The sequence below is a fragment of the Haloarcula sp. H-hyl2 genome (genome assembly GCF_056934385.1).
In genome coordinates this window covers 889,494-907,532 of record NZ_JBRIIJ010000001.1, presented here as the reverse complement: position 1 = coordinate 907,532, position 18,039 = coordinate 889,494, and the positions used below count along the sequence as shown (strand labels likewise).

The 18,039-nt window shown below is 62.6% G+C and carries 19 protein-coding genes and 2 tRNA genes; 11 read left to right on the top strand and 10 right to left on the bottom strand.

The genetic code is table 11. The features are described 5' to 3' along the window. The first annotated feature begins 9 nt into the window (after nucleotides 1-9). Entirely contained in the window at nucleotides 10-777 is a 768-nt protein-coding gene (locus Hhyl2_RS04805; RefSeq protein WP_483549591.1) for a TrmB family transcriptional regulator sugar-binding domain-containing protein, read from the top strand. A 46-nt stretch (nucleotides 778-823) separates the two neighbouring features. On the opposite strand, the gene Hhyl2_RS04800 is transcribed toward Hhyl2_RS04805, so the two are convergent. The 4 genes from Hhyl2_RS04800 to Hhyl2_RS04785 form a co-directional block, all read right to left on the bottom strand. Beyond that, nucleotides 824-3,091 carry a CDC48 family AAA ATPase gene (locus tag Hhyl2_RS04800; RefSeq protein ID WP_483549590.1) on the bottom strand — a complete coding sequence of 756 codons (2,268 nt, stop codon included), beginning with the start codon at nucleotides 3,089-3,091 and terminating at the stop codon, nucleotides 824-826. After that, nucleotides 3,091-3,336, bottom strand: a complete 246-nt coding sequence (locus Hhyl2_RS04795) for a DUF7127 family protein (RefSeq protein WP_483549589.1) — start codon at nucleotides 3,334-3,336, stop codon at nucleotides 3,091-3,093. Before Hhyl2_RS04795 ends, Hhyl2_RS04800 begins: the two co-directional genes overlap by 1 nt. A 208-nt stretch (nucleotides 3,337-3,544) precedes the next feature. Beyond that, the gene (locus Hhyl2_RS04790) at nucleotides 3,545-4,231 is read right to left on the bottom strand and encodes a protein sorting system archaetidylserine synthase (RefSeq protein WP_483549588.1); all 687 of its coding nucleotides are present in this window, start codon (nucleotides 4,229-4,231) and stop codon (nucleotides 3,545-3,547) included. Between the two features lie 45 nt (nucleotides 4,232-4,276). After that, nucleotides 4,277-4,978 (bottom strand): metal-dependent hydrolase, encoded by a 702-nt coding sequence (locus tag Hhyl2_RS04785; RefSeq protein ID WP_483549587.1) that lies wholly within the window; start codon nucleotides 4,976-4,978, stop codon nucleotides 4,277-4,279. Nucleotides 4,979-5,129: 151 nt separating this feature from the next. Between Hhyl2_RS04785 and Hhyl2_RS04780 the strand changes: the two genes are divergently transcribed. After that, nucleotides 5,130-5,675 (top strand): DUF7504 family protein, encoded by a 546-nt coding sequence (locus tag Hhyl2_RS04780; protein ID WP_483549586.1) that lies wholly within the window; start codon nucleotides 5,130-5,132, stop codon nucleotides 5,673-5,675. On the opposite strand, the gene Hhyl2_RS04775 is transcribed toward Hhyl2_RS04780, so the two are convergent. Then, nucleotides 5,672-6,109: an SRPBCC family protein gene (locus tag Hhyl2_RS04775; protein ID WP_483549585.1), complete on the bottom strand. Its 438-nt coding sequence runs from the start codon at nucleotides 6,107-6,109 to the stop codon at nucleotides 5,672-5,674. The genes Hhyl2_RS04780 and Hhyl2_RS04775 overlap by 4 nt on opposite strands. Nucleotides 6,110-6,285: 176 nt before the next feature. Here Hhyl2_RS04775 and Hhyl2_RS04770 point away from each other — a divergent pair, with 176 nt between their 5' ends. Beyond that, nucleotides 6,286-6,591: a PRC-barrel domain-containing protein gene (locus Hhyl2_RS04770; protein WP_483549584.1), complete on the top strand. Its 306-nt coding sequence runs from the start codon at nucleotides 6,286-6,288 to the stop codon at nucleotides 6,589-6,591. Here the strand turns inward: Hhyl2_RS04770 and Hhyl2_RS04765 are convergent. Then, nucleotides 6,588-8,054: a DHH family phosphoesterase gene (locus tag Hhyl2_RS04765; protein WP_483549583.1), complete on the bottom strand. Its 1,467-nt coding sequence runs from the start codon at nucleotides 8,052-8,054 to the stop codon at nucleotides 6,588-6,590. The two genes, Hhyl2_RS04770 and Hhyl2_RS04765, sit on opposite strands and share 4 nt — an antisense overlap. 144 nt (nucleotides 8,055-8,198) lie before the next feature. Between Hhyl2_RS04765 and Hhyl2_RS04760 the strand changes: the two genes are divergently transcribed. Together Hhyl2_RS04760 and Hhyl2_RS04755 are read left to right on the top strand one after the other, a co-directional pair. After that, nucleotides 8,199-8,272: transfer RNA gene (locus Hhyl2_RS04760), tRNA-Lys, on the top strand. Nucleotides 8,273-8,550: 278 nt separating this feature from the next. Continuing rightward, nucleotides 8,551-8,793 carry a PLDc N-terminal domain-containing protein gene (locus tag Hhyl2_RS04755; RefSeq protein WP_483549582.1) on the top strand — a complete coding sequence of 81 codons (243 nt, stop codon included), beginning with the start codon at nucleotides 8,551-8,553 and terminating at the stop codon, nucleotides 8,791-8,793. Nucleotides 8,794-8,840: 47 nt separating this feature from the next. On the opposite strand, the gene Hhyl2_RS04750 is transcribed toward Hhyl2_RS04755, so the two are convergent. Both Hhyl2_RS04750 and Hhyl2_RS04745 read right to left on the bottom strand, forming a co-directional pair. Next, the gene (locus Hhyl2_RS04750; RefSeq protein ID WP_483549581.1) at nucleotides 8,841-10,193 is read right to left on the bottom strand and encodes an RNA-guided endonuclease InsQ/TnpB family protein; all 1,353 of its coding nucleotides are present in this window, start codon (nucleotides 10,191-10,193) and stop codon (nucleotides 8,841-8,843) included. Between the two features lie 190 nt (nucleotides 10,194-10,383). Next, nucleotides 10,384-10,821, bottom strand: coding sequence for a GNAT family N-acetyltransferase (locus Hhyl2_RS04745; RefSeq protein WP_483549580.1), 438 nt, complete (start codon nucleotides 10,819-10,821; stop codon nucleotides 10,384-10,386). A gap of 101 nt (nucleotides 10,822-10,922) precedes the next feature. Here Hhyl2_RS04745 and Hhyl2_RS04740 point away from each other — a divergent pair, with 101 nt between their 5' ends. Beyond that, entirely contained in the window at nucleotides 10,923-11,147 is a 225-nt protein-coding gene (locus tag Hhyl2_RS04740; RefSeq protein WP_483549579.1) for a hypothetical protein, read from the top strand. Between the two features lie 177 nt (nucleotides 11,148-11,324). Here Hhyl2_RS04740 and guaB read toward each other — a convergent pair whose 3' ends face one another. Further along, the gene (gene guaB / locus Hhyl2_RS04735) at nucleotides 11,325-12,809 is read right to left on the bottom strand and encodes an IMP dehydrogenase (protein WP_483549578.1); all 1,485 of its coding nucleotides are present in this window, start codon (nucleotides 12,807-12,809) and stop codon (nucleotides 11,325-11,327) included. Between the two features lie 366 nt (nucleotides 12,810-13,175). Between guaB and Hhyl2_RS04730 the strand changes: the two genes are divergently transcribed. From Hhyl2_RS04730 to Hhyl2_RS04720, 3 genes are all read left to right on the top strand, one after another. After that, nucleotides 13,176-14,063, top strand: coding sequence for a DUF5794 domain-containing protein (locus tag Hhyl2_RS04730; RefSeq protein WP_483549577.1), 888 nt, complete (start codon nucleotides 13,176-13,178; stop codon nucleotides 14,061-14,063). Nucleotides 14,064-14,102: 39 nt separating this feature from the next. After that, nucleotides 14,103-14,330, top strand: a complete 228-nt coding sequence (locus Hhyl2_RS04725; protein WP_483549576.1) for a DUF5795 family protein — start codon at nucleotides 14,103-14,105, stop codon at nucleotides 14,328-14,330. Between the two features lie 125 nt (nucleotides 14,331-14,455). Continuing rightward, a tRNA-Trp gene (locus tag Hhyl2_RS04720) sits at nucleotides 14,456-14,636 on the top strand. 312 nt (nucleotides 14,637-14,948) lie between these two features. Here Hhyl2_RS04720 and Hhyl2_RS04715 read toward each other — a convergent pair. Beyond that, nucleotides 14,949-16,382 carry a sensor histidine kinase gene (locus Hhyl2_RS04715; protein ID WP_483549575.1) on the bottom strand — a complete coding sequence of 478 codons (1,434 nt, stop codon included), beginning with the start codon at nucleotides 16,380-16,382 and terminating at the stop codon, nucleotides 14,949-14,951. 511 nt (nucleotides 16,383-16,893) lie between these two features. Between Hhyl2_RS04715 and Hhyl2_RS04710 the strand changes: the two genes are divergently transcribed. Together Hhyl2_RS04710 and Hhyl2_RS04705 are read left to right on the top strand one after the other, a co-directional pair. Further along, entirely contained in the window at nucleotides 16,894-17,358 is a 465-nt protein-coding gene (locus Hhyl2_RS04710; RefSeq protein WP_483549574.1) for a type IV pilin domain-containing protein, read from the top strand. Nucleotides 17,359-17,600: 242 nt separating this feature from the next. Then, entirely contained in the window at nucleotides 17,601-18,032 is a 432-nt protein-coding gene (locus tag Hhyl2_RS04705) for a hypothetical protein (RefSeq protein WP_483549573.1), read from the top strand. Nucleotides 18,033-18,039: the final 7 nt, after the last annotated feature.

The window sequence follows — 18,039 nt, the reverse complement described above, 5'->3', positions numbered from 1 at the left end:
GTGACAGGTATGGCAGAGGGTCGGCTGGAGGTGTTGCAGACGCGGGCGGACGTAGAGACGGAACTCCTCGAACTCGTCGAGAGTGCCGAGTCAGGGCTCACCGTCGCGCTCCCCTACGAACGGCTCGACCTGATCGCCGAGCAGCTACGGACTGCGTACGACCGCGACCTGCTGGTACTGTTACTGGTCTACGGCGAGGGCGTCCCGAAAGTGTCACCTGACGATCAGTTCTGCGGGCTGGCGACCGCCGTTCGGTACATCCCGCACGGTGTTCCCCCGCTCCTGGCCACTGCCGACCTGGAGTGTGGACTGCGCGGTCACTGGAAGATGCTGACGGTGGCGCCCGAGGACCGTACGGTGACGTACTTCGAGAGCGAGAACCTGGCCTACGAAGTATCCAACGCGTTTCTGGGGAACTTCTGGACCAACGGCGAGGAACTGTACGTCCGGGACTGGTCGACGCTCCCGACGACACACACTGACTTCCGCGGTGCGACCGTACAAGCCGCGCTGTTGCTGCAGGACGACGTCACCGTCTGGGTGCGCGCGAAGGGCTACCCAGTCGACGGTGAACGGACCGAGACGACGATCGAGGGTCGCCTCGTCAACGTCCGTCAGAACATCGTCTATCCGGTGACCAGTGGGTTCGCCGCCGAGGAGAGTCTCTGGATCGAAACAACCGATGGGGTCGTCTCGCTCGGCGGTGGCGGGGCTGTCCTCGAAGCGTACGAGTGTTTCGAGGTGACGCTGACCGACAGCGATCCAGCCGGGCGATAAGCGTCGATAAAATCGAGCGGTTGGTCACCGAGTGCGGCGATCGGGCCTACTGGAACGTCCGGCCGACCTTGTCCTCTTCGAGGTCGGGCGCGGCCGTGTCGAACCGCTTTTCGATCTCCGCGTAGCGTTCCTTGGTCTCCTCGGTGACACTGGGGCCAACTTCGTCGAGTGCCGCCTCGAAGTGGTCCATGGTGACCTTGACGTTCGAGACGGAGTCACCGATGTCCTCCGGGTCCACGCTGTGGATGAACTCCCTGGTCGCGGCCATCGACGCCTCGCGGGCGACGGCCTCGATGTCGGCACCGACGTAGCCCTCCGTCCGGCGGGCCAGGCGGTCGAGGTCGACGTCGTCGGCCAGTGGTTTCTCCCGCGTGTGGACGTCGAAGATGGCACGCCGCGCGTCCTCGTCGGGGACGGGGACGTGGACGTGGCGGTCCAGCCGACCTGGACGCAGGAGTGCGTCGTCGATGAGGTCGGGCCGGTTGGTGGTCGCGACCACGACGACGTCCTCCATCTCCTCGATGCCGTCGAGTTCGGTCAGCAGCTGGCTGACGACCCGTTCGCCGACGCCGGAGTCGGTCTGGCCGCTGCCACGCTCGCTGGCGATGGAGTCGATCTCGTCGAAGAACACCACCGTCGGGGCGTTCTCCCGGGCCTTGCTGAACACTTCGCGGACGCCCTTCTCGGACTCGCCGACGAACTTGTTCAGCAGTTCCGGCCCCTTCACGGAGATGAAGTTCGACTGGGCCTCGTTGGCGACGGCCTTGGCCAGCAGCGTCTTCCCCGTGCCGGGCGGGCCGTACAGGAGCACGCCCTTCGCCGCTTCCAGGTCCATCGACCGGAAGACGTCGGGGTACTCCAGGGGCCACTGGATCGTCTCGCGGAGCCGTTCCTTGGTGTCGCCCAGGCCACCGACGGAGTCCCAGGTGACGTCCGGGACCTCGACGAAGACCTCACGGAGTGCCGAGGGTTCGATCCCCTTCAGCGCCTCCTTGAAGTCCTGCTCGGTGATCTCTAAGTGTTCGAGCACCTCGGCGTCGATCTCGTCGGATTCGAGGTCGAGTTCCGGCCGGATGCGACGGAGCGCGTTCATCGCGCCCTCCTTGGTCAGCGACGCGAGGTCGGCACCGACGAAGCCGTGGGTGTTCTCGGCGTAGCCGGCCAGGTCGATCTCCTCGGAGAGGGGCATCCCGCGGGTGTGGACCTGCAGGATCTCCTTGCGGCCCTCCTTGTCGGGGACGCCGATCTCGATCTCGCGGTCGAAGCGGCCACCGCGGCGCAGTGCCGGGTCGATGGCGTCGACGCGGTTCGTCGCACCGATGACGATGACCTGCCCGCGCTCTTCGAGGCCGTCCATCAGGCTCAGGAGCTGTGCGACGACGCGGCGTTCCACGTCGCCCTGGGTCTCACCACGTTTGGGCGCGATGGAGTCGAGTTCGTCGATGAAGACGATAGCCGGCGAGTTCTCTGAGGCTTCCTCGAAGACCTCACGGAGTTGCTCCTCGCTCTCGCCGTAGTACTTCGACATGATCTCCGGGCCGGAGATGGTCGTGAAGTACGCGTCGATCTCGTTTGCGACGGCCTTTGCCATCAGGGTCTTCCCCGTCCCGGGCGGGCCGTGCAGGAGCACGCCTTTCGGTGGCTCGATGCCGAGCTGCTGGAACAGCTCTGGGTGGCGCATCGGTAACTCGATCATCTCGCGGACCTGTTCGAGTTCGTTGTCGAGGCCACCGATGTCCTCGTAGGTCACGTCCGGCGTCTCGCGACCGGTTTCGCCCTCACCGCCACGGATCTGTTCTGCGGGCTTTTCGCTGACCTGGATCTCGGTCGAATCCGTGACGACGACCGTCCCCGAGGGCTCGGTCTCGGCGATCTTCAGCGGGATCTTCTGGCCGGACATCGAGGAGAGCGGGCCGAGGCCGAAGCTCACCGGCACCGTCTGTCCCTGCGTGACGGCCTGGCCGCTGAGGTTGTTCCGGATCATCGGCGCGACGTTGCCCCGAACACGGAGGTTCTGGGGGAGCGCCACGGTGACACTCGTTGCCGGCTGGACGTCCGCCTTCTCGACGGTCACGTTGTCGTCGATGCCGACACCGGCCTCCTGGCGGAGCTGGCCGTCGATCCGGACGATGTTCTGCCCCTCGTCTTCCGGGTAGCCAGGCCACACCCGGGCGACCGCGCGGTTGTTCTGGCGCCCGCTGAGAACGATGTAGTCGCCGTTCTCCAGGTCCATCTCGGCCATCGCTGCTCTGTCGATGGCTGCGAGCCCGCGACCTGCGTCTTTCTGTTTCAGGGGTTTGACGGTGAGTTTCATCAGTGATCCTCCTCGCTGGGAGACATTTCGATAGTGAGAATCCCGTGGTTGATAAACGCTCGTGCGTCACCCTCGGGGACGTCGAACTCGCGCTGTTCGTCGCCGACGACGACGATGACCGTCCCGTCGACCACGTCCACGGAGGCGTCGTCGACAGCACCCACGTCCGCCGCGAGCACGACGCTGTCGTCGTACTCGAATCGGCGGAGCGGAGTCTCGTCGAATAGCTGTTTTTCTGCAGTCATCCTAACCCAAGGTAAGTGCGATTAGTATATAAACATTTCGTCGAAATCCCCCTCACGGCTAAGGGGTTCGATAGAATCCCTTGAATGCGGTTCACACTAGATCCCCCACCGATATCAGTGTGATGGAGGCGGTAGGAGTGGACACTACGCGGCCCGTGCGTGGAATCAAGTACGAAGAGAGTCCCCGGCCCCGAGCAGCGAGCGTCCGTCACTCGGCCCAGTAATACCGGGGCCCCAGGAGGAAAAACAGGACCGCGATGGCCAGCACGGACAGCGGGCCGACGTTGTAGAGTGCCTCCGGGACCAACAGCGCCATCGCGACCAGGACGCCGACGGGTGTGACGTGCTTGGGGCCCGGTTTTGGGTAGTCGAACGGCGCGATCATCGCCACCGAGAACAGCGCCATCGCACCGGCCAGCAACAGGGGATTCCTGATGCCACCCAGGTACGCCGTCGAGAGGATAATCGCGCCCAGCGAGTTGGGCATCCCCGGCCGCCCGTCGGCACTCTCGATGTACGTCTCGTAGAAGGCGGTCCTGACGATAGAGAAGACGACGTAGGCAGCCGCGACGAGCGTGATGGCGAGATAGACCGCCAGTCCAGCGTTCGTGACACCGCCGAATTCGTTCGCCAGCAGGACGTAGACGAACAGGCTCGGGGTCGCTCCGAACGAAACGACGTCGGTGATGGAGTCCAGCAGCGGACCGACCTCGGAAGACTCGCTCCCGCGGGCGACGATACCGTCCAGAGCGTCGGTGATGACGGAGAGCAGGAGGAGCCGTGCGGCGAGGTGGAGGTCGGCGAACGCGACCGCACCGGCGACGAACCCGACGACGGCGTTGACGAGCGTGACCGTGTCGGCGACACTGAGTCGGCGAGACACCTCGAAGCCCATGCGTACTCGCTCGCCCACGAACCACATGAAGGGTCCGGAATTCGCTCACTCCTCGGGGAGGTCGTGCCCGACGAGGAATCGACCGACAGTCGCGAGGGTCCCGACGACGAGGATGTACAGTTGCCAGCCACCACGGACGACCGGGAAGATCCGGTCGACTGGTCCCTCGTTGGTCCCGGACGGGTCGGGATCGACAGCCGTGCTCATCTGCACCTCGCTGGTGTTCCCCATCCCCTTCAGCGTCGGTAGCCCACCGCCGCTACTGCTTCCACTGCTCGCACTACTCGTGCTCCCACCGCCGTTTCCGCTAACCTCGACGAACGTCTGGACGATACCACGCTGGGTCGACAACTCGAACCGCCCACGGATGTTGTAGAACTGGTCGTGGAGCGGCCACAGGAGGTTCGCTCCGCCGCTAACAGCATCGAACAGGACGTGCCCGACCGCGTAGACCAGCACACAGAACCACGCGACTCGAACCCCGTAGGCACCCCAGCGTGCCCGAACGTACGATTCCTCGCGTACGTAGCGGTCGATGGCCAGCAGGATGGCGAGAATCGCCGGAATCACGAGATTCGTCATCGCCGCTCGATGGCCGACTTCGGAGACCAGTGCGATGAACGAATCGAGGTCCGGAATCGTGACCACGATCAGGGCGAGCAACAGTGACCGCTTGTCGAATGCAGCGCCAAGCAGGGTCGCAGCGAGGAGTCCGACGAACGCGTAGTGGACGACCAGCGACGGCATACGTTACCATTCAACACGCTATTGATGAGTGTTGCGGTCTAGCCGAAAAATATATCCTTGCGGACGGCAGATAGCCCGCAAGAAACACTGTTATGTATCAACTGGGTGGGGCTGTCCGGTTGGGTACCGGGCACTGTGAGGTGTACAGACGGTGAGTAGCAACGACGACGTTCGCCACTCGACCGGCGAGGAGTTGCTACTCGACAGCGGGGCACAGGCGCTCGTCTCGCTCTCGACGATGCAATCGCCGATCAGAGAACTACCACCGATTGCATACGAGAACCTGCTGATCGTCACGACCTCGGCGCCAGCGGAGGTCGCGGAGACGCTGGCCACCGCTGGGGCGGCCCTCTCCAGTGTCGGCCAGATCCCGATCTCGGGGTCCGAATCCGAATACGACGGCGACATGTGGGTCTGTGACCCGCTGGTGCCCGACGACCTGACGGGACTGAGCATGCGTCTCTCGCGGGCCTACGACGCGCTGGACGACGGCCGCGGCTGGATCCTGTTCGACAACCTCAACGTGTTCCTGATGTACGCGGACACGGACCGCGTCGTCCGGTTTCTCGACCACGCGACCGCCCAGGCCCGCGACCACGACCTCTGTGGCGTCTACGGACTCGTCAGAGACGCCGTCGAAGACAACACGTACGCCCGCCTCCGCCAGTGCACCGACACGGAACTGGATCTCCGCTAACCTGGCTCGTGTACCGCGATCGCCTGCCGTCTGAGACCGACGTTCATCTGTTCGAACCCACGACGTAGCCGGCGTGCGAGCCGATCGACGACTCGCGCGGTCAACGGTCCACTGATGGTCTCGTACTGCGTGAATCTGGTTCTGGAACCCCCGTCGAGCGGTTCGAGCAGGAACGCGTGCTCGGCCGTCACACCGAGCAACGACGACAGCCACCGAAGTTCCCGTTCTGGCTCGACGGTCACGATCTCCGGGCTGAACGACACCGTCGGGAGCCCCGGCACGGACAACCGTGCGTCGACCGTCTCGCCAGGGGCGACGGTCCCCTCGATCCGCAACAGGGTGTTCCACTGCGGATAGGCGTCCGTGTCTGTCAGAACGGTCCAGACCACGTCGGGCGGGACCGGAATATCGACGCTGATCGAGAGCTCCCGCATCGGAGCCGGCTAGGGGCTGAAGCGTCAAAAACACGCTGCCCAATCCAGCCAGGTCCTGGTACCTGCCACCAACGGGTGACCGCCGACAAGTGTGTCATCCGGGCGTGTGACGCCCGTCGTCCGGGACCGTGTCCACGCAAAGAACATTTAAGGCCCGCCCGGACAAGCACCTGCGTATGGACCCAGAGACTGTCCCGCAGGAGATCACGACCCTGGTCGGGCGCGAAGTCTACTCGAAGAACGGCGTGTTCGTCGGCGAAGTCGAAGATATCCGGCTCGATCTTGATCGACAGGCCGTGACGGGACTGGCACTGCACCAGCTCAACAACGAACTGTTCGGCGAACAGGCCCGGAGTTCCCGTGGTGTCATCATCCCGTACCGCTGGGTGCAGGCCGTCGGGGACGTCGTCATCGTCAACGACGTCGTCGAACGACTCCAGAAGGCCGATTCGGACAGCGACAGTGAAGAGGTCGCCGCCTAGTTCCCGTTTCCACCCTCACTGCTCGAACTATCGACGCCCATCGCTTCGAACAGTTTTCGCTTGACCGCTTCTTCGGTCAACTCCAGGAGCGTGTCCCGATTGTCGTCGTTGGTCTCCAGGCCGGTGAAGATACCCAGCGGGATCTCGACGCTGGCGTCCGTGGAGTGGCCGGCCGTCTCGCCCATCTCGCCGAACGCGTCCGAGAGCACCTTCCCGATGTTCATGCGGATGTCCTTCGAGCGTGCAGCCAGGTAGATGGTGTCGTCGGCGATGGCGAACACGGCGGTCGTGGTGATCCCCTCCAGATTCAGGAGGTGCTGGGCCGCCTGTGCGAGGGCGTCCCGATCACGGATGAAGCCGGCGTTGGAGACCAGGTGACTCCCCTGGACCTCGCGGTTCCGGATGGCCTCTGCCAGCACGTCCAGCGTCTCCGGTGACATCGACGGCGACTCGACCTGTTCGAGCGTGTCGTGGTCGGCGAACGGATAGAGGTACGCCGCAGCCGTCAGGTCGGCGGGTGTGGTGTCGCGTTTGAAGTCCAACGTCTCGGCCCGGATGCCGTACAGCAGCGCCGTCGCGACCGTCTGGTCGAGGGTGAGATCCAGTTCCTGGATGTACTTCGTCAGGATCGTCGACGTCGCGGAGACGTTCGGGCGGATGTCCGAGAACGCGGTGTCGTGTTCGTACTCGTGTTCGTGCTCGTAGTGGTCGATGACGATGTCGACGGGATCGACCAGCGGTTCGCCACCCTTGGCCACGTCCACCAGCGCGAGGGTATCGTAGTCGTCGAGGTCGATCTCGTCCTGCGATTCGAGGTCGATCCCGAGGAGGTTGACGAACGCACGGTTCTCCTGGTGGCCGATCTCGCCCTCGTAGATGATGTCGGCCTCGACGTCGCGGCTGGCAGCGATTGCCCGCAAGGCGGCCGCCGACGCGATAGAGTCGGGGTCGGGCGAGCGGTGGATGAGGATGGCCATCCGCTCTTCGGTGCCGTCGATGACGTCACTGAGCTGTGTGGCCTTATACTCCAGTTCGCCCGTCTCCAGGGCCCGCAGCGCCGAGTCGGCGATGACCGCGGAGGGGTTGATGACGACGTCGGCACCGAGGTCGGTCAGTTCGTCGGCCGAGACGGGGTCGTCCGCACGGGCGACGATGAACTGGTCGCCGTCGGCAGCACGGATGTTCTCGACGGCTTTCGCGTTAGCAGCGACGTCGGGCGACATGATGAGCACGACGTCCCTGTCGCTGACCATCCCGACGACGTCTTCTTCGACGATGTCGGCCTGCTGTGCGTTGAGGTCCTGATCTCGGAGGGCCTCCACCCGGCCCTCGTCGGCATCGAGGATGAGTACGTCTTTCCCCTCGGTGACGAGTTCTTCGGCCACCGCGTGTCCCACGCTCCCACACCCTAAGATAGCGTACGTGGACATGGAGGCCATCGTGATGCCGCTGGCTGCACTCATTAGTGTCTGTATCGCTTGACGGCCAGCCCCTTTAATCACGTCCTTTCCCACCCCCACCCACCCCACAGTACCGTGGGAACGCCCGACACGAGCCTGCCGAATGAAAACCTATTTGAGCAGGCCGCACCCAGAATCGAGTGCACTGGGCCGGTAGCTCAGTCTGGCAGAGCGACGGCCTCTTAAGCCGTCGGTCGAGGGTTCAAATCCCTTCCGGCCCGTTTCCCTGCGAACAACTGTGAGCAGTGGAAACGCTCGAAGGGATTTGAAGCAGGGAGGGCGTGCACAGGAACGAGCACGTCCGACAGTGGTTCAAATCCCTTCCGGCCCGTTCTGATGGCGCGAACAACCCGTGAGCGCCGTATACTAATGCGGAAGGATTTGAATGACGGTACGAACGAGCGATAGCGAGTGAAGTGCAGGAAGTTCAACTCCCTTCCGGCCCGCTATCGCTGCCTGAACCCGAAAACCTATACAGAACCCGATATTTCCACCGGATATGGCCCTCCCACTGTTGCAGTTCCCCGGCGGTGCAGAGATCGTCGTACTGTTGCTGATGCTCGTGTTCTTCGTCGTCGGACTGGCGATCCTGATCGGTGCGACCTACTGGGTCTACAACGACGCACAGAAACGCGGGAACGACAACGCGGCGCTCTGGGCGGTCCTGACGGCACTCGGGTTCTTTATCGGCCTGATCCCCGGTCTCGTCGTAGTGGTGGTCTACGTGGTTGTCCGCGAATGACATCCTCCGCGCCCAGAAGGGCGCGGTTTCCTCCGTGGGAGTCTCGGCTATGCCGATTCCCCGGAAGCAACATTCCCGTTGTGGTGGACGGTACTCGGGTCTGTGCGCTGTTCTTTGGGACTTTCCCTCGCGGGAGAGCGTGGTGACTCCGACCAGTTGTGGTCGTCCCACTCGAACCGCACGGGCCGTGCCATCGGCCTGACTTCTTTGTTCGTATGCCGTCTCAGGAACGTTTCTGACGCTGTGAGGTCGGCGTGGCCCTCGAACCCACACGGGCAGGTGAGCGTGTCTTGATGCCGTGTCGTCCAGTCTGTGCCGCCACACTGCGGGCACTCTTGACTGGTCCACGCCTCTGACCGTACTTCGACCGAGATACCGTATTCCTCAGCGGTACAGACCAGTCGCTCGGTGAATTGCTTGAACGCCCAGAAGTTGTGCGTTTTCGCGTTGGTTTCGACCGACCAGTGTGTTTCGAGTACGTCGGTCAAGCCACCGATATACACCGTATCGACACCTTCGGCGTACAGTCGGTCCAGCAGGTCACGACACAGTGCTTCTTGGGCGTGGTTGCGGCGGCGGATTCGCTTCCGATACAGTCGCCGGATACGGTTGCTACTGTATCGGCCTTCCCGTAGCTTGGACTGTAACCGGGCGATTTCTCGCGTCGTCTGCCGGAAACGGTCGAATAACTTGCGGCCTTCGTACAGGTATTGCTCGCCGGTCGTCGTGGTACAGGCAACGAGATTGTTTGCACCAATGTCCAGAGCGGCCATCTCGTCGGCCAGTGGAGTGTCCCGTGTCTCGTCAGAAACAGTCACAGGTTGCGAAGCTCGGAAGGTGCTGTCAGTCTCGTCATACCACAATTCTAATCGGCTCTGGTCTTCGTAGTCAGGCCAATTCGGGTCGCCAACGATTTCCAGCCGGAGACGGCTTTTCGGGCTGTTGTGCCTGTCACGGAGTTCTTTGCCGACGACCATCTCAAGTCGAGAGCGGTCTCCCCATTCGACGGTGTATGCGTCCTTTCGGACGACGCCTTTGAGGACACGTCCGTTGTCCTTGTTGCCACGAAATCCCGGCGGTTCCGGGTGTTGCGTAACCGACGTGTTCGACTCGTCGTGATACGCTTTCTTGTTCTCGAAGAACCCGCGCCACGCTTCGCTGTTCGCTCGCCGGACAGTTTGAGCGGTGGACGCGCCGAGAACGTCTTTGTATTTGCCTTCGAGTCTTCCTGTGTCGGCGTCCCACACGTCGCCCTCGAAGCCGTCCTCGTCGTTGTAGCGCATGAGGCGCTGGTAATTTATCTCGTTCCAGAGCGCGGCAGAAGCGTCCAACAGGTCCCGTAGCACCTGCTCCCCTTCGTCGGAGAGTGGTCGCACGGCGAACGTATTGGTGCGCTTCATCAGCCAGTTTAGATCACGTTTGGTTCGGACTTGAAGGTCAGCCATCCACAGTGAAAGTAGAACTCAGCCAGTCTCGTTGGAGACTCAAGACCACCAGTAACACGGCGGTTTCTCATCGGAGTGTACGCGATTCACGCCCGGCCTGAAGGCCGGGATTCTCTCGCTGACTCAAGATAGGCGGATCGGCCACTCAGTCCAGGTCCTTGCGCATCTCCACGTGTGGGATGCCGGCCTCCACGAACTCGTCGCTGACCGTCTCGTAGCCGATGCTGGTGTAGAAGCCCTCGACACGGCGCTGGCCGTGCAGGACGGCCTCGGTCGCGCCGTCCTCGCGAGCGGCGTCCTCGGCAGCGTCCATGATACGCACACCGAGGCCCTCGCCACGATACGCCGAGAGCACAGCCACCCGTTCGATCTTGACGGTCTCATCGTCGATCAGCCGGTAGCGCGCGGTGGCGACGGGCTGCTCGTCGTCGGTCAGCAGGAGGTGGGTCGCGATCTCGTCCTTGTCGTCCATCTCTTCGGCCTCGGAGACGCCCTGTTCGTCGATGAAGACGGTCCGTCGGACGTCACGGGCTCTGTCACCGACTGTCCCGTCGTCACCGACGTGGAGGGTGTACGTAGACATGAAGAGAGATTCTCGCTCGGTCGCGGAGAAGTTTGCGTTCGCTGCCTGCCGACGAGAGCGCCCGGAACCGCCAACAGGACGGGTCGCGTCTCACTACGTGTATGTCGGCCGAACACGCCAGCGATCACGAGCACGAACTGGGTGCAGAGTACCTCTATCCGACAGATGCCGCGGTGCTCGATATCTACGAACGGGACGACGGCCTCTACGTCGACGTGGCCGTCATCTGTCCCGAGTGTAGCGAGACGCTGGCGCTGAAGACGACGGTGACGTCCATAACCAACGCGGACGTGGACCTGCCGCTCGACGACGACTTCTACGACTGAGCGGCACAACGATTTTTGGTGTCCGTCTGGTATCGAAAGCTTGCGATGTCCGACTTCGAGCGCTACGACTGTACGAACTGTGGCGACTCGTTCGCCGCGCATCCGAGCGCGCGAGCAACCGAGACCGAGTACTGTAGCCCCGCGTGCCAGTCCGCGGGAGAAGGATACTGAGACCGTTCAGCTATCGGGGCTGTAGTTCGGCGCCTCGTCCGTGATCATCACGTCGTGTGGATGGCTCTCCTGCTGGCCCGCGGCCGAGACACGGACGAACTCCGCCCGTTCTTTGAACTCCGGAATCGTCTCGGCGCCGACGTAGCCCATCCCGGACTGCATCCCACCGACGAGTTGGTGGAGTTCGGATTCCAGGGAGCCTTTGTACGGCGTCGCCGCCTCGACACCCTCGGGGACGTAGTCCTCGTCCTCCTCGTCTTCCTTGAGGTAGCGTTCGCCGCCGCCCTCGTTCATCGCGCCGACGCTGCCCATGCCGCGGTACTGCTTGTACTTCTTGCCGTTCATCGTGATGACGCGACCTGGCGCCTCGTCGGTGCCGGCGAAGTACGAGCCCAGCATCACGGCGTCCGCGCCGGCGGCGATGGCCTTGATCGCGTCGCCGGAGTACCGGATCCCACCGTCGGCGATGACTGGCACGTCGTGCTGGCTGGCGACGTCTGCCACCTGCGCGACTGCCGAGATCTGCGGCATCCCGGCACCGGTGACGACCCGCGTCGTACAGATCGACCCCGGGCCGATACCGACCTTCACGCCGTCGGCGAAGTCGACGACCGCTTCGGCGGCCTCGCGGGTGCCGATGTTACCGACAACGACGTCGGCGTCGACCTCGTCCTTGATGTCGCGTGCGCTGTCGATGACGTTCGCGTTGTGCGCGTGGGCGCAGTCGATGAAGAGGATGTCCACGCCGGCCTCGTCGGCCGCCTGTGCGCGGTCGAGCTCGAACGGGCCGACCGCGGCACCGACTCGGAGGTGACCGCCCTCGTCGCGGGCCGCCTCGTCGTACTCACGCCGCTGGAGGACGCCCTTCATCGTGACCAGACCGACCAGGCGGTTCTCCTCGTCGACGATAGGGACACGCTCGATCTTGTGATCGTACATCAGTTCCAGCGCTTCCCGCGGCGTGACATCCTCGGGGGCCGTGACGACCTCGTCTGTCATCGCTTCGGTGACGGCGTCGGATTCACCGACTTCGAGGTACGGCCTGATGTCCGTCCCGGAGATGATACCCAGAACCTCATCGCTCTCCTCGTCGACGACCGGAGCGCCGGAGACGCCCTGGCGTTCCATCATGTCGTCGACCTCTCGGACGGTCTGATTGGGGCTGGCAGTCACGACGTCACGGATGATGAGTTCATCGGCGCGTTTGACGCGCTCGATCTCGGCGGCCATCTGGTCAGCGTTCATGTTCCGGTGCAGGACACCCAGCCCACCCTGGCGAGCCATCGCGATGGCCATGTCGCTCTCGGTGACGGTGTCCATCGCCGCCGTCAGAACCGGAACGTTCAGTTCGACCGAGCGGGAGACACTGGTCGCGGTGTCGGCCTCGTCCGGCTCGACGCGGGACTCCTTCGGTCGCAGCAGTACATCGTCGAATGTGAGAGCCTCCGGAACGCGGAGTTTCTCGGAGAAGGGCTCGGAATCGTTCGCCATGTAAACCGTCCACGACGGCCGGGCAAAAACGTTGCGAGATAGGCTGCCACTGGGGGGAGATACCATGGGAATCAGCCGCCTTCGCCGTGTGACATCTGTCCACGAGAACCGGGTTATACTGTGTTTCACGCCCTGTGTGGCCGCTTCTCACACAACGTTTATACTGCGACGAAAGATAATGTTACATATGCGAACTACCGAACCCTTCGGCGCCAACACGGTCCGGCAACCGACGTTCTCGACCGCGGCTGGCAACACATTCTTCACAGGGTTCGGGAACTGGAAACAGGTCTGGTCCACTCTTCCGTGCCTGCCCAGTGCGGTAGCCACCCGAGGGAGACCGGGTGAATCCCGTCTGTAACCAGGATGAGTAGCTCCAGACATCCCGTCGCACTCCGCGTCGAGCGACAGGTCGGCCGTGGCGGCCGACTGCTCGGTACCGTCATGGCCCTGCCGCTCATCGACGGCATCTTCCCCGTGCTCGTGCTCGCCGGAGCACTCACGACCTGGACGGGGATGCTCGAAGTCGGCTTGCTCGTCTTCGGTGGGTCCGCGACCGTCGCGGTCGTCCTCGCCGAGATGGACGGCGGCCCACGCGAACAGGCCACGACCGTCCTCCTCATCGGGAGCCTGCTGATACCGCTCGCTGTCATCGAAGCTGCCCTCGCCCCGACCATCGACAGCGTCGTCCGAACCGGCATCCTCGAACGGTTCGCCGGTATCGTCATCATGGCTATCGCTGCTCAGACCGCCAGTTCCAGAGTCAGCGAGTTCCTCCCCCGACCGGCTGTCATCGTGGCACTGGGACTACTCGCCGGCTTCGACCCCGCCGGAGCGACGCTCGTTACCGAGATCGAACTCGGCATGCTGGCCCGTGCCGCCGCCACTGCCGGCATCGGTGTCGCCTTCGCGCTCGTCATCGCGCTGTCGAGTCCGTGGCTCCGCAACGCCGTCGACATCGACCGCTTCCGCTTCGGTAGCGCCGTCGCACTGGGCGTCCTCTCGCTGTCCATCCTGGGTATCCTCCCCACGACGGCACCGGTCGCGCTGGGCGTGCTGGCGGTCACCGCACTGCTCTCGTTCGACCCTGGCAACGCCCGCGAGCGCCACACGGACTACCACCCCGACGACGTCGACCTGACCGCCGCCTTCTCCGACGGCGGTGCTTCCCAGGGTGTCGCCGGCGACCAGCGGACCGACGACGGTGCCGCTGTCGACTACGACCCCGACACTGAACGTGCGCCCTGGCTCTGAGGGGGAAGGTTTAGGCGCGTCCCGTCCCCTCGCATCTACATGGCCGACAATCGTGTTATCCAGGGGCGGATGCAGACCCCGGAGAGCCTCGCCGAACTCATCGAGGGCGACAGCGTAATGGACGCCGAACCGATCGAAGACGCCGACGAGGCGTGTCCCGAGTGCGGAGAGAACGTCGTCTCGGTCGGCTACATGCCCTCGGCCCTGGAGTTCGTCACCGGGTACAAATGCCAGGAGTGCGACTGGTCCGACACCGAACGGGACTGACGGCTCCTGCGGGTAGTTCTGGACAGTAACCGATCCGCAAACTCATACTTCGTGTGTGATTGCCGACCGATATCTCGTCCGGCAACCGAAATCCCTTTAGTGTGACTCGGCTTACGCCGGAGTGCGGGGTCGTGGCCTAGTCCGGGAAGGCGGCTGACTCCAGAGGCCACGTGCCTGGGACGAGACTCCAAGGGCTGATATACTGAGCGTCCGGCTGATCACCGGTTCGCGACGATGACCCTCTGGAGTTCCGAGGCACAGGACGGAGATATCAGCCGATCGGGGGTTCAAATCCCTCCGACCCCATCTCGATCTTCAAGTTTTCTAAAGGTAGCAGACATGTAGCGGCTGTTCTCGGACAGTTGCTGGAAACAGATATCGGTACCACGCAGACGGGAGGCCACTGAATTCGACGGGTACTATCAGTTGGGTGCAGTAGCCTGGGCGTGACTTCGCGGTCGGCAACGCAGTTGCGGACGCGTGGAAGCACGTATGCTCTTCACCGGCCGCTGTGCACGATAGTGGCCATTGAAAAGCAATGCACACCCGATCGCACAACTGTGGTGCGATCGGTGTGTGAATCGGTTCAACTGTTACTATAGCAGACGTTCGAAGCCCTCACAAAAGGCTGGTCTTGATTTCGAACCTGGCACCACCCGTCTCGCTGTCCGTTGCGACGATCGACCAGTCGTGTCGATCGACGATCTCCTGCACGACAGAGAGGCCGATACCGGAGTTCCCGCCGTCGCCGCTCACGCCGACCTCGAACAGTTCGTCCGGAACACCCGTATCGAACCCGTCTCCGTTGTCTTCGACGTAGAACCCATCGAGATGGTCGCCCATGTACCGCGGCCCGACTTCGATCTCGCTCGCAGCGGAATGGATCAGTGTGTTCTCGAAGAGTTTCTCGAAGACGGTCTGGAGGAGTGACCTGTTGGCAGGAATCCGCTCCATCGAGTCGGTGGTGAGCGTGACCGTGTCGATACCGACGGTTCGCCACGCGTCGTATGCCACCGACGAGACATCGACCATCGACATTTCAGAGACGGTGTCCTCTTCGTGGACCAGCCACAGTGTGTCGTCGATGACCTCTTCGAGTCTAGCGACGTTGCGCTCTACGCTCTCGAGATGCGTCTGGTCGCCGGAATCGTGGTACAGCTGAAGTTGCCCGTGAATTGCAGTCAGCGGGTTCCGCAGTTCGTGCGAGAGAACTCTCGACAGCCGCTGGAGCCGATCTTTCTCGTCTCGAAGACTCTCGCGTAGTTTCGCTGTCTCGGTCCGTTGCTCGACGAGACTGGTGACGTCCTGCACGACGCCGCGTGTCTTTTTCACCTGGCCGTCACTGATTTCGGCGTCTCCCCGGACGCGGACCCACTTGACGTTCCGTTCCGCAGTCACGAGGCGAACCTGCATGCTGAACGGCTCCCCAGTCTCGAACAGTGTCTCCAGCTTCTCCCGGAGCTGCGGACGGTCTTTCTCGTGATAGAAGCCCAGCGCGTTGTCGACAGTCGGTTCGTATTCGTGCGGGAGTTCGTATATTTCGTAGACCTGTTCCGTCCATCGCAGCACACTCTCTTCCAGATGGTACTCCCAGCCGCCGATATTGCCCAGCTCCTGGGTTCGTCTGAGGAAATCACGATGTCGATGCAGTTCCGCTCGCGCCTGCGAGTTCTCGATCGTCGAGACGACGCGGTGTTCGAGAACCGACTGTGGTATCGTCTCCGACCCACCGACGAGGCAATCGTCGACCGTCGATAAGACCTCCTCGCTTGGCGTCTGGCCCTGCCGATCAGTGAGCGCCAGTATGACCGGTGAATCTGGCCAGCGGTTCCGGACGGTCACAACGGTGTTCTCGATACTCGTGTCGCTAAATCCGCCCGAGAGCAAGACACAGTCGACGGCCGCTGTATCGGGCATCTTCGTCGCGTCGGAGAGGTCAGAAAGCGTCTCGACGTCGAACGCCGAAATTCCCCGGAGTTCTGGAACGAGTGCGGGCTGCGTATCGCCACTCGGAGTGACAAAAAGCAACCTGTACTGACTCGTGGTGGACACTTGTCTGAAGACCGGTCGGTATCCTGTATAAATCTGCCCGTCGGAATTTCACCGATGATAGCTATCCTCCCAACTAGAATACTGGTTTGTCGGCTCCCTCCCGTATTTTCGCCGTAGTTAGAGGGTTGTGTGCGACCTCACCCCGATTCGACCATCGAAGGCAGTACATTACCCCACTTCGAGTGTAATCATTCGAAGACGTATTTCCAGGACGGTCATTCCCGGCGTTTTCAGAGGGCTTTATTCCGCTTTGCAGATGCCTACTATCGGCTGCGATCACGAAACAGCACCGACATGTAGTACTGAAAAGGACGTCCGAACGTTAGGCGGCCCCGACCGTGTAGAGAAGCGGGATCTGGAGGTCTGCAGTCCGCTTTAGCCGATAGTATCCAAACCGTGTCGGGAGATCCGGAGGCGTTATCACGGCAGTATCAAGCGGTAGCTGAAACTCGCTGGGGGACCGGAATACGGCTCATTCCAATATACAAATGCTACAGATTGGGAAGGTGTAATGCAACTCAAAGAACTGTTCGACGACGATGAGGCCGTCTCGCCGGTCATCGGTGTGATCCTGATGGTCGCCATCACGGTGATCCTCGCGGCAGTCATCGCGTCGTTCGTGCTCGGACTGGGAGATCAGACGCAGAACACGGCGCCGCAGGCGAGCTTCGCCTTCGATTACGATGCCAGCGTTGGGGGGACCTCCAGCGGCGTGCTCACGATCACGCACGATGGCGGTGACACGATCTCCGCGTCAGAACTGTACGTCAGGGGTGACAGTATCACGAACGTTGGAGCCAGCTCAGACATACAGAGCAGTGGTGGTGACTGGACAGTCTCGGGTTCGAGCGAGGTGTCCGCCGGGACCAGTGTCACCGTCGGTGTCAACGACGATTACACGATCAGGGTCGTTTACGAAGGGGCGTCCGGGGATAGCTCGGCCACGCTCGGGCAGGACAGCGGTCCCGAAGCCTGATCGGCTTCCACTTTCTGGATTTTTTAACCGTGTCTCCAGCGGCAGCACTGTCACACGCCACCAGCCAGGCGGGACACCCTGAGCGAACGTGTTGGCTCGGACCACTGTGAGACGGCCGGCCCCACACCTACCGACAGTGTCGTCAGGGGCGTAAAATATCAAAGAAGATGGGCTATACCGGCGTCCGAGCGGTATCGTCTCTGTACGAAAGTTGTATTTTTCGGTAGGTGGTACCAATACACATGGGAACAGACGAGCAACAGTATCCGGAGAACCTGACCGAACGGGAACGCGAAGCACTCCACCAGGTCGAGTTGGGAGTCGAGAACCTCCACAGGGCGCACGGCCATCTGGTGAGTTTCCATCACAGCACCGGCCGAGCGATGGATCACCTGGCGAGCGCCGAGCACATCCTGCGTGACTGCGGCTACGACGACCTCGCGGACGACCTGCGGGACGAGTATCTCCCGCGTGGCGTCGTCGCAGAGCGCGATTCCGACGACGCCTTCGGCGGCCGGTGGTCCTACGACATCCTCGAAACCTTCCAGGACACGTTCCTCGCCGACATCGTGGCATTCGGCGAGACGGTCACCGAAGAAGTCGCCGGCGGCCTGCGCCATGCCGCCGAACGGAAACAGGAATCTGACTGGATTCAACGGGCTCGGCGGGAGTGAGCAGCGA